Here is an 8,972-nt window from a genome sequence, read left to right as displayed (position 1 = left end):
GATCTCTGCGCCGCCTTTTCTTTTTTGCGTCTTCAGGTCGCGTGGAAACGATCAGCGAGGCCCCAATGGCACCGGATACAAAAACCGATTCACTCAGCTTCAGCTGTACCTGCGGCAAACTGCAGGGTCGTATCGCGGCCGAGGCCGTCAAAGCCGCCACGCCGCTGGTGTGTTACTGCCCCGACTGCCGCGCCAATGAGCTTTATCACAGCCAGCCAGATCCGGATGGGGTGGCATTGGTGCAAACCTCGCCTGAAGCGATCACCTTTACCCAGGGGGCTGAACATCTGCAGGTGTTGCGGCTCAGTTCCAAGGGCATTTTGCGTTGGTATGCGGATTGCTGTGGCCAGCCTGTGGCCAATACGCTGGCGCGGCCCAAACTGCCCTTTGTTGGAATGAAACGCGACCTTTTCCAAGATCCTGATATGTTTGGAAAAACCAAGGTCAAAGCCTTCATGCCCGTGCCGGGAAAACCGGCCCGCACCAAGGGCGCTTTGACCATGGTGATGGGGATTTTCCGGCGCATGGGCAGCGCGCTGTTGTCCGGGCGCTGGCGCGACAATCCGTTTTTTGACACCACCACAGGCGAACCGGTTCAGCCGCCCGAGATCCTCGACAAAGACACCCGCGCCGCGCTGTACAAACGCTAGATCGGCTGCGACAGCCACTCTGCCAGCACCTGATTGACCAGCTGCGCATTTTCCAGCCCCGGATAATGCGAAGCCCGCGGCACCTCTACCAGCTCACCCTTGGGCAACAGCGCCGCCACAAAGGACTGGTGCTTTGCCGGTACGCGGCGGTCATATTCCCCCCTGAGCACCAGCGCTGGCCCGTGGCAACGACGCAGCGCGCTTTGCATGTCAGCGCTGCGTTGCATGGCCCGCGATTGCGCCACAAACAGCTCACCGCCCATGTCCATTCCCATATCAATCAGGCTTTGTGCCAGCTCAAGGCGTGCGCTCACCGGGGCCATCAGATCCGGCTCCACAATGGAACGCACCGCCTCCTCAAGCCGCCCGGTGCGCGCGCCGATAATATGGGGCTCACGCTCGGATGAATCGGCAGGTGTTTCCGGCTGGGCCGATGCCGACATCAGGCACAGGCGGGTGATGCGATCTGAATGACGGCGCAGCAGCTCCATCGCCACCAGCCCCCCAAGACCAAGCCCCACCAGCGCAAAGCGCATCGGCAATTGTGGTGCCATCTGTGCCGCGATTTCTTCCACTGTGTCACCGCCAACGGGCGGCGCAACCATCACAGGCATAAAACCGGAAAACGCTGCAAGCTGCGGTGCAAACACCCGCGCATCCGACATCATGCCGGGGATCATCACCAATGGTTCCAGTTCCGGCGCAGGTGCGTCCATGCTCAAAACCCTCACGCAGATTGATCTTTTGCAGGCCAGCCGTGCTGACCCAGGTCATTTATTGGTAAACTGCGGTTTTTAGAGGGAAATCACAAGATGGCACAAACGGATTTACAGCCACCGTGACTTCAATACCCGCTCCAGCGAAACGCGCCATCCTTGCGCAGCGGCGCAAAGGGGTTGAAAGCCACCTCCCAGATGTGGCCGTCGAGGTCGCGAAAATAGCCGTGATAGCCACCCCAAAACACCTCATCTGGTTGTTTCAGGATCTCGCCGCCACCCTTGCCCGCGGCCGCAACAACCGCGTCCACTTCTGCACGGGTGCGCGCATTGTAACCCAACGTCATCGCCCCCTGCCCCAGTGTTTCAGGATCAATGCCAATGTCTTCGGCCAGCTTATCAAGCGGATAGAGCCCCAGCGTCTGCGACAACAGATCAAAGGCCACCACCCCATCGGGGCTGTCTTCTTCGTGCCAGCCCAGCGCGCGGTAAAAGGTGGTGGAACGCTCTATGTCACGCACCCCCAAGGTAATCAGACTGACCCGTTGTTCCATCTCGCACCCCTTTTGCTCACATATCACCAAAACACGGCTGGCCGGCGCAGGCATTTACCGTCGCGTCCATTGCAAAGTGCGCATACTATCGCAGGTTGCGCAGATGCTTGCACGCTTTTTCTGCACCTGCACAATCGTGTTAATCGATCGGCGTCCAGCCCTGCGCCACTTGCCAGTCCTTCAGGTTCAGCACAAAGTAATTGCCGCCGCCGCCGCCCGGTTGATCCCAGCTGCGATCAATGGCGGCACCACTAAAATGGCACAGCGCCAAAGCGCCAACGCCACCATGGGCCACAACAGCAATATCGCCCGTGCTTTCACGCGCTGCGATCTCCTGCAGCGCCGCCACAACCCGCGCCTGCGCATCCACCGCACGCTCCCAGCCACGAATGCTTTCGGTTGGGTGGGCAAAAAACAGATCGGCCGTGTGTTCGAATTCTTTCTTGGGCAAATAGCCGGTGGCGGTACGATCGTTTTCATGCAGATCGTGCAGGACCTCATGGCGCAGGCCCCGCGCCAGTATCTCTGCCCCGTCCAGCGCCTTTTTCTCAGCACTGGAATAAACCACCGCCACATCCTGCACCACGTCATTGGCGCAAAACGCCTGATGACGGGCGCGGCCAATGGCATTCAGCCCCCATTGTTCAACCGCCACATCGGGGTCGATTTCCACCTCCCCATGAGTGATGAAAATCAACCTGCGCATTACAGCACCTCTTCCACGGCCTGTTCGATCAACTTCAGGCAGGCCTCATCCGAGAACCGGTGATCCGCCTCCTTCACCAGCGTCAGCCGCATGTCATCGCAACGCGCATGGTCCAGCAGGCGCAGCGCGGTCTCGGTGCTGACAGCGGTGTCGGCGGTGCCCTGCAAACAGCGCACCGGGAAGGGCAGCCCCAACGCATCGCGCAACACCAGATGCGCGCGCCCATCTTCCACCATCCGTTTGGTGACCACATAGGGCTCCATGTAATCAGAGGGCAGATAGACCACGCCCTTCTCCATCAACTCATCTTTTTGTGCCGCATCAAAGCTCTGCCACCAGCCATCTTCGGTGAAATCCGGGGCGGCGGCAATCGTCACCATGCCTTTGATCCGATCCGCACGCGCCTTTGCCAGCAACAAGGCCTGCCAGCCCCCCATCGAGGACCCCACCGGCACGATCTCACCCTCGGTCAGCTGATCGATCACCGCCAGCGTGTCTTGGTGCCAGTCCCCGATACAGGTGTCTTCATATTTTTCCGAACTCTGCCCGTGGCCGGAATAGTCAAAGCGCAAAAACGCCTGCCCCCGCGCCTTGGCCCAGTCCTCAAGCGCCAGCGCCTTTGTGCCCTCCATGTCAGATTTCAATCCGCCCAGAAACACCACCACCGGCCCTGCGCCCTCGCTCTTGTGATAGGCGATACGCCGCCCGGTCTCGGTTACAAGATACTGCGGCTCTTTTGCGGCTGTGCTGGGCTGATCAGACATGGGCGCTCTCCTTCACATTGTATGCGAAAGCCTTGCCATGTTTGCGCAGATTCGCAAACGCCCCATAGCCCTGGCCGCACTTCCCATTAGGTGACCAGCATTAGGTGACCAAATTGACACGTGACCAAAGAATCACATATAAGGATGATATGGACAAGATCTTCAAAGCCCTCAACGACCCGGCGCGGCGCGCCATTCTGGACAGTCTGCGCCAGAAAGACGGTCAAAGCCTCAGCGAGCTGGAACCCCAGTTCGACATGACGCGGTTTGGGGTGATGAAACATCTGGCCCTGCTCGAAGACGCGGGGCTGGTGCTGTCCAAAAAACAGGGACGGTTCAAATACCACTATCTCAATGCCGTACCCCTGCAGGAAGTCATCGACCGCTGGATTGAGCCGCTGCTCGCAGGCCCCGTGGCCCGTGGATTGCTCGATCTGAAAACCCACCTGGAAAAGGAAACACCTATGTCTGCCACAGTCTTCAGCCCTGATACCGCCACAACAGAATCGACCTCCGCGGCCAAACCCGATTTCATCCATCAAACCATGATCCGCTGCAGCCAGGATGCGCTGTGGGATGCGCTGACTTTGGCAGATCAGGTGGCGCTGCACCATTTTGCCTGCGACCGCGCCACAGGCGATGCCACCGCCCCCGATGCAGCGCTGACCATGATCCGCAAGGATGGCTCCTCCATGCTGACCCAGCGGGTGATTTCACTGACGCCAAAATCGCGCATCGATATGACCTTTGAGCCCAATTTCTGCGAAGGCGACAATACCCCCAGCCATATTGCCTTCCTGATTGATGTCGAAGGCGATATCTGCAAACTCACCTGTGAACATTACGCGGTGCCCCCGGCCCATCAGGGTATTCGCGACGGCTGGATGCGCTTTGCGGCTTCACTGAAATCCTGGCTGGAAACCGGCACCCCGATCAAAGAAGACGGCTGACACAGGAACCTGATGATGACCACAGAACTCACCTATCTCACCCTCAGCGTGCTGCTGACTGGCTCGCTTTGGCTGCCCTATGTGATCGGGCTGGCGACGGAACAGGCAGATTACACCGATTTCAGCCTGCCCCCCGATCGCTCCCTGCTGCGCCCCTGGGTGCAGCGCGCCTTTCGCGCCCATCAAAACGCGCTGGAAACCACCGTGCCTTTTGCGGCGGTGGTGCTGATTGCCCATGTCAGCCAAGTCTCAACCGCGCTGACCGCGGCGGCAACGGTTGCGTTTTTCTGGATCCGGCTCATTCATGCGGTGGGGATGATCAGTGGTCTGGCGGTGTTTCCAATCCGCCCTCTCCTCTTTTCGGCAAGCTATGGCTGCACCGTGGCGATTGCAGTGGTGTTGCTTTTGAACCTTGGCGCCTAGCGCGCTTTGGCGGCGCATTATGATGCGCCGCCTCTCTCCTTTTCGGCGTCACCATCGCCCGATCGCGCACAAATTCCGACACTGCCCGCCAGATCCTCAAAACCGCCAAGGTCAGATGTGCAGGCACAGGATCTGACCGCCTTACCGGCTGCTCCAACTGCCCTTCACCTTTTTAAAAATACTCCGGAGCGCGAGGCAGCGCCTCGCCCGGCTGGCGCATTGCGCGCCAGCTTACCCTGTGCGCGCAGCGCCCCATTGGATCACGCAGCCACATCAGCCCACCTTGGCCGGCTTGTCGTCAGATTGTTCCACCCCGCCAGCCATCGGACATTGCCGCTGCAAGGCGCGGTAGGCACTGTCTGCCACCACATCCGTGCGCGAGCTCAGACATTGGGTCATGCGGCGGCCACGTTCATCATCAATGCCCACAATAAGGCGTGACGCCAGCCGATCCGCCACAATGCGCCCCAACAGATCGCGCGCTTCCTCCGTGGTCTTGACGCCCTCACCAACAATCAGATGGGTGTCTACCGTCTCAGGATCCATCAGGGTGCGAAACAGCTGCCAGCGCGGGCTGTGCTCGGATACTGGCCAGATGGTTGTCACCACCACATGCAGCTTGCGCCACTCATCCGCTCCCAGCTCATCGCGCCATGTGCGCAGCGCCGCCATACAGGCGTCCATCTGCAACTCCGCCGCGTAATCCATCGCATCGCGAATGCTCGCCCGGATCGAGGCCGCATAAACCTCAAACCCCTCGGCCGTCACTTTCTGATCCTCAAGAATGCGGTTCACATAGCCTTCGCTGCGGCGCAAAATGGTCGCGGCCGCCTTGGTCTCGCGCGCATCAAAGGCTGCGTCGTCCAAACGGCGCACAGCCTCGCTGATCTTTGCGCCCATTTCACGGGTCTTACCCATCCATGCCCGCGCGCCGGGATCCAGAAAATGCGGGCTGAGAATATTAAACAGGCCCAAAGGAATATGGCTCAGACATTTCAGCCGCTCATAACCTGCGGGTGTCGGCTGGATCGTACGGGTTTCACCGCCCTTCAAATAGAGCGTGAACACCCCGCCCAGCCCTTGCCGCCCCTGATCAGCGCGGTCGCCCTCAGGCGCGTTGTCGCGCGCAATGATCAACGGATAGACATTGCGGCCAACCTTATGGATGTTTTTGGCATATTCCACCCGCGCCATCCGGTGAATATCAACAATGCTTTCATGCGCCGCATCACCACCGTCTCCACGGTGGGCGCAGGGCCCGGTAAGCACATCCTTTGACATCGCATGAAAATTACTGGCGGCCTGAAACGTCTCACCATCTTCAAACGTCCACAGTGGCTCTTCTGTCATCTGGCTCCCCCAGTTCTAATCAAATTCAATCCCCGCAACTCCTGCACAACTGTGTAACAAAAATTCAATCCTAGGTCGAACTAAATTCTCCCTATGCGATAGTGCACCGCCAGAACACCCGTAACGTCTCTGCAACTGTTGACCTGTGCTGTGACCTCGGTTTGTGACATCAGCCCCACAACAAGCCCGCTTTTGGATCAAAGCCTTGACCTCCCCCGCGCCATTGGGCAGGAAGGCCGCACACCATAACCCGCAACCGGGCGTTCAGTGGGCGCCAAACCGACGAGGAGTGCCAGAACAATGGCCCAAGTCTCCCTTACTTTTCCCGATGGCAATGCACGTGAATTTGACGCTGGCGTAACCGCCGCGCAGGTCGCCTCGAGCATTTCCACTTCCCTTGGCAAAAAAGCCATCTCCGCAACCGTCAACGGCGAACACTGGGATCTTCAGTGGCCGATTGAACAGGACGCCGCGATCGCCATCCACACCATGAAGGATGAGGCGCAGGCCAATGAGCTGATCCGCCACGACCTCGCCCATGTGATGGCGCGCGCGGTGCAGGAAATCTGGCCCGACACCAAAGTCACCATCGGCCCTGTCATCGACAATGGCTGGTATTACGACTTTGACCGCGCAGAGCCCTTCACCCCCGAAGATCTGGGTGCGATCGAAAAGAAGATGAAGGAAATCATCAACAAGCGTGATGAAGTCCGCACCGAAGTGTGGGAACGCGACCGCGCGATCCAGCACTACACCGACAATAACGAACCCTATAAGGTCGAGCTGATCGAAAGCATCCCCGGCGATGAGCCGCTGCGCATGTATTGGCATGGCGATTGGCAGGATCTCTGCCGTGGCCCGCACCTGCAACACACCGGCCAGCTGCCAGGTGACGCGTTCAAACTGATGTCGGTGGCCGGTGCCTATTGGCGCGGTGATTCCAACCGTCAGATGCTGCAACGGATCTATGGCGTCGCCTTCACCGGCAAAGAAAAGCTTAAAGCGCATCTCACCATGCTCGAAGAGGCCGCCAAGCGCGACCACCGCAAACTGGGCCGCGAAATGGATCTGTTCCACTTCGAAGAGCACGCTCCGGGCTCAGTGTTCTGGCACCCGGCGGGCTGGCGCGTGTTCCAAAACCTCATCGCCTATATGCGCCGTCGCCAAGAGGCCGCGGGCTATGAAGAGGTCAACACCCCCGACATCATGGATCGCGCCCTGTGGGAAACCTCGGGCCACTGGTTCAACTACATGGAAAACATGTTCCTGGCCAAAACCCATGATGATCGCGACTACGCGCTGAAGCCGATGAACTGCCCGGGCCATATGATGATCTACAATCATACCCTGCGCAGCTATCGTGAGCTGCCGATCAAGGTCGCGGAATTTGGCAAGGTGCACCGTTATGAACCATCCGGGGCGCTGCACGGGCTGATGCGGGTACGCAGCTTTACCCAGGATGATGCGCATATCTATTGCACCCCTGAGCAGCTGACCGATGAATGCCTTAAGGTCAACGATCTGATCCTGTCGATCTACAAAGACTTCGGCTTTGAAAACGTCCACGTCAAACTCTCGACCCGGCCTGAAAACCGCATCGGTAGCGACGAAAGCTGGGATCTGTCGGAAGGCGCGTTGAAAACCGCGCTGGAACGGGCGGGCATGGAATACACCATCTTTGAAGGTGAAGGCGCGTTTTACGGTCCCAAGCTCGAGTACGTTCTGCGTGACGCCATTGGCCGGGACTGGCAGTGCGGCACCCTGCAGGTGGATTACAACCTGCCGGAACGCTTTGGCTCCACCTATGTGACCCAGTCGGGCGAAAAGCAGGCTCCGGTCATGCTGCACCGCGCGCTCTTTGGCTCGCTCGAACGCTTCACCGGCATCCTGATTGAGAACTGGGAAGGCAAACTGCCGTTCTGGCTGGCGCCACGTCAGGTGGTTGTGGCCTCGATCACATCCGATGCCGATGACTATGTAAATGAAGTGGTTCAGACCCTGCGCGCCGCTGGTGTTCAGGCCGAGGCCGACATTCGCAATGAAAAGATCAACTACAAGGTCCGCGAACATTCCCTGAGCAAAGTGCCCGTCATTCTTGCGGTAGGTCACCGCGAAGTGGAAGAGCGCAGCGTCTCGGTTCGCCGCCTGGGTGAGAAACGCACCTCGGTCGAAAGCCTTGAAAATGTTACAAATGAGCTGAAGCGCGCCGCAACCCCGCCCGACCTGCTGTAATTTGTTACAAAAACTGTTGTGAAAACGGCCCCTCGCGGGCCGTTTTTTCTGTTTGCGCTACCCCAAAGCTGGATTTTCCCGGATACCTGGCACAAATTCGTAACACGGGCTGACGCGACTGTTACTAACGGCCTCGTGACTTCACCCGCCCTATACTCCGGGTTAGTGTTTTCATGTCATCACGACGACACCGCATGTGTAACCGAAAGGAATAATGAGATGTCGAACACCGCAAAAACCTTTGCCGTTGCTGGCGCCGTAGCCGCAGCTATGACCACCGTTCTGACCGGTGCAGCATCCGCTCAATCCAAAGAGAAGTGCTACGGCATTTCCCTGGCGGGCGAAAACGACTGCGCCGCAGGCCCAGGCACCACCTGCGCCGGCACCTCCACCGTTGACTACCAAGGCAACGCATGGACCTTGGTTGACGCAGGCTCCTGCGCCTCCATCGAACTGCCTGCAATGGCAGACGGCACCGAGCGCAAAGGCTCGCTGAAAGCACAGGATCGTGACCTGCCAGCATAAGCTGTCACAGATCTCTGATATATTTGAATAATATATCAATTAGGGGGCAGAGCTTGCCTTTGCCCCCTTCCCCTCAAGAAAGGCTCCCGGAACCGCGCAGAA

10 protein-coding genes are annotated in these 8,972 nt (G+C 58.7%); 5 read left to right on the top strand and 5 right to left on the bottom strand.

Features of this window, described 5'->3' with window-relative positions; genetic code table 11:
- Positions 1-65: 65 nt before the first annotated feature.
- Positions 66-650 carry a DUF6151 family protein gene (locus GG681_RS09610; protein WP_153547512.1) on the top strand — a complete coding sequence of 195 codons (585 nt, stop codon included), beginning with the start codon at positions 66-68 and terminating at the stop codon, positions 648-650.
- Here the strand turns inward: GG681_RS09610 and GG681_RS09605 are convergent.
- The 4 genes from GG681_RS09605 to GG681_RS09590 form a co-directional block, all read right to left on the bottom strand.
- Positions 647-1,366 (bottom strand): alpha/beta fold hydrolase, encoded by a 720-nt coding sequence (locus tag GG681_RS09605; protein WP_153547510.1) that lies wholly within the window; start codon positions 1,364-1,366, stop codon positions 647-649. The genes GG681_RS09610 and GG681_RS09605 overlap by 4 nt on opposite strands.
- 128 nt (positions 1,367-1,494) lie before the next feature.
- Positions 1,495-1,920 carry a VOC family protein gene (locus tag GG681_RS09600; protein ID WP_153547508.1) on the bottom strand — a complete coding sequence of 142 codons (426 nt, stop codon included), beginning with the start codon at positions 1,918-1,920 and terminating at the stop codon, positions 1,495-1,497.
- A 139-nt stretch (positions 1,921-2,059) separates the two neighbouring features.
- Positions 2,060-2,626: a histidine phosphatase family protein gene (locus tag GG681_RS09595; RefSeq protein WP_153547506.1), complete on the bottom strand. Its 567-nt coding sequence runs from the start codon at positions 2,624-2,626 to the stop codon at positions 2,060-2,062.
- Positions 2,626-3,390, bottom strand: coding sequence for an alpha/beta hydrolase (locus GG681_RS09590; RefSeq protein WP_153547504.1), 765 nt, complete (start codon positions 3,388-3,390; stop codon positions 2,626-2,628). Before GG681_RS09590 ends, GG681_RS09595 begins: the two co-directional genes overlap by 1 nt.
- 149 nt (positions 3,391-3,539) lie before the next feature.
- Here GG681_RS09590 and GG681_RS09585 point away from each other — a divergent pair, with 149 nt between their 5' ends.
- Both GG681_RS09585 and GG681_RS09580 read left to right on the top strand, forming a co-directional pair.
- Entirely contained in the window at positions 3,540-4,340 is an 801-nt protein-coding gene (locus GG681_RS09585) for an ArsR/SmtB family transcription factor (RefSeq protein ID WP_153547502.1), read from the top strand.
- 15 nt (positions 4,341-4,355) lie between these two features.
- Entirely contained in the window at positions 4,356-4,763 is a 408-nt protein-coding gene (locus GG681_RS09580) for an MAPEG family protein (RefSeq protein WP_235899838.1), read from the top strand.
- A gap of 273 nt (positions 4,764-5,036) precedes the next feature.
- On the opposite strand, the gene GG681_RS09575 is transcribed toward GG681_RS09580, so the two are convergent.
- Positions 5,037-6,113, bottom strand: coding sequence for a hypothetical protein (locus tag GG681_RS09575; RefSeq protein ID WP_153547498.1), 1,077 nt, complete (start codon positions 6,111-6,113; stop codon positions 5,037-5,039).
- A gap of 300 nt (positions 6,114-6,413) precedes the next feature.
- On the opposite strand from GG681_RS09575, the gene thrS reads away from it, so the two are divergent.
- Both thrS and GG681_RS09565 read left to right on the top strand, forming a co-directional pair.
- Positions 6,414-8,345 carry a threonine--tRNA ligase gene (gene thrS, locus GG681_RS09570; protein WP_153547496.1) on the top strand — a complete coding sequence of 644 codons (1,932 nt, stop codon included), beginning with the start codon at positions 6,414-6,416 and terminating at the stop codon, positions 8,343-8,345.
- A gap of 219 nt (positions 8,346-8,564) precedes the next feature.
- A complete protein-coding gene (locus GG681_RS09565) occupies positions 8,565-8,870 on the top strand; it encodes a BufA1 family periplasmic bufferin-type metallophore (RefSeq protein ID WP_153547495.1) in 306 nt (101 codons plus the stop codon).
- Positions 8,871-8,972: the final 102 nt, after the last annotated feature.

Origin of the sequence: Tritonibacter aquimaris, assembly GCF_009617595.1 — a bacterium.
Lineage (GTDB): Bacteria > Pseudomonadota > Alphaproteobacteria > Rhodobacterales > Rhodobacteraceae > Epibacterium > Epibacterium aquimaris.
Note: the sequence above shows the minus strand (reverse complement) of the source record. Positions and strands in the feature narration are given on the sequence as shown.

Excerpts from the sequence above, each read along its gene's own strand:
- GG681_RS09610 (WP_153547512.1), top strand. The coding sequence starts at position 66 with ATGGCACCGGATACAAAAACCGATTCACTCAGCTTCAGCTGTACCTGC.
- GG681_RS09605 (WP_153547510.1), bottom strand. The coding sequence starts at position 1,366 with ATGGACGCACCTGCGCCGGAACTGGAACCATTGGTGATGATCCCCGGC.
- GG681_RS09600 (WP_153547508.1), bottom strand. The coding sequence starts at position 1,920 with ATGGAACAACGGGTCAGTCTGATTACCTTGGGGGTGCGTGACATAGAG.
- GG681_RS09595 (WP_153547506.1), bottom strand. The coding sequence starts at position 2,626 with ATGCGCAGGTTGATTTTCATCACTCATGGGGAGGTGGAAATCGACCCC.
- GG681_RS09590 (WP_153547504.1), bottom strand. The coding sequence starts at position 3,390 with ATGTCTGATCAGCCCAGCACAGCCGCAAAAGAGCCGCAGTATCTTGTA.
- GG681_RS09585 (WP_153547502.1), top strand. The coding sequence starts at position 3,540 with ATGGACAAGATCTTCAAAGCCCTCAACGACCCGGCGCGGCGCGCCATT.
- GG681_RS09580 (WP_235899838.1), top strand. The coding sequence starts at position 4,356 with ATGACCACAGAACTCACCTATCTCACCCTCAGCGTGCTGCTGACTGGC.
- GG681_RS09575 (WP_153547498.1), bottom strand. The coding sequence starts at position 6,113 with ATGACAGAAGAGCCACTGTGGACGTTTGAAGATGGTGAGACGTTTCAG.
- thrS (WP_153547496.1), top strand. The coding sequence starts at position 6,414 with ATGGCCCAAGTCTCCCTTACTTTTCCCGATGGCAATGCACGTGAATTT.
- GG681_RS09565 (WP_153547495.1), top strand. The coding sequence starts at position 8,565 with ATGTCGAACACCGCAAAAACCTTTGCCGTTGCTGGCGCCGTAGCCGCA.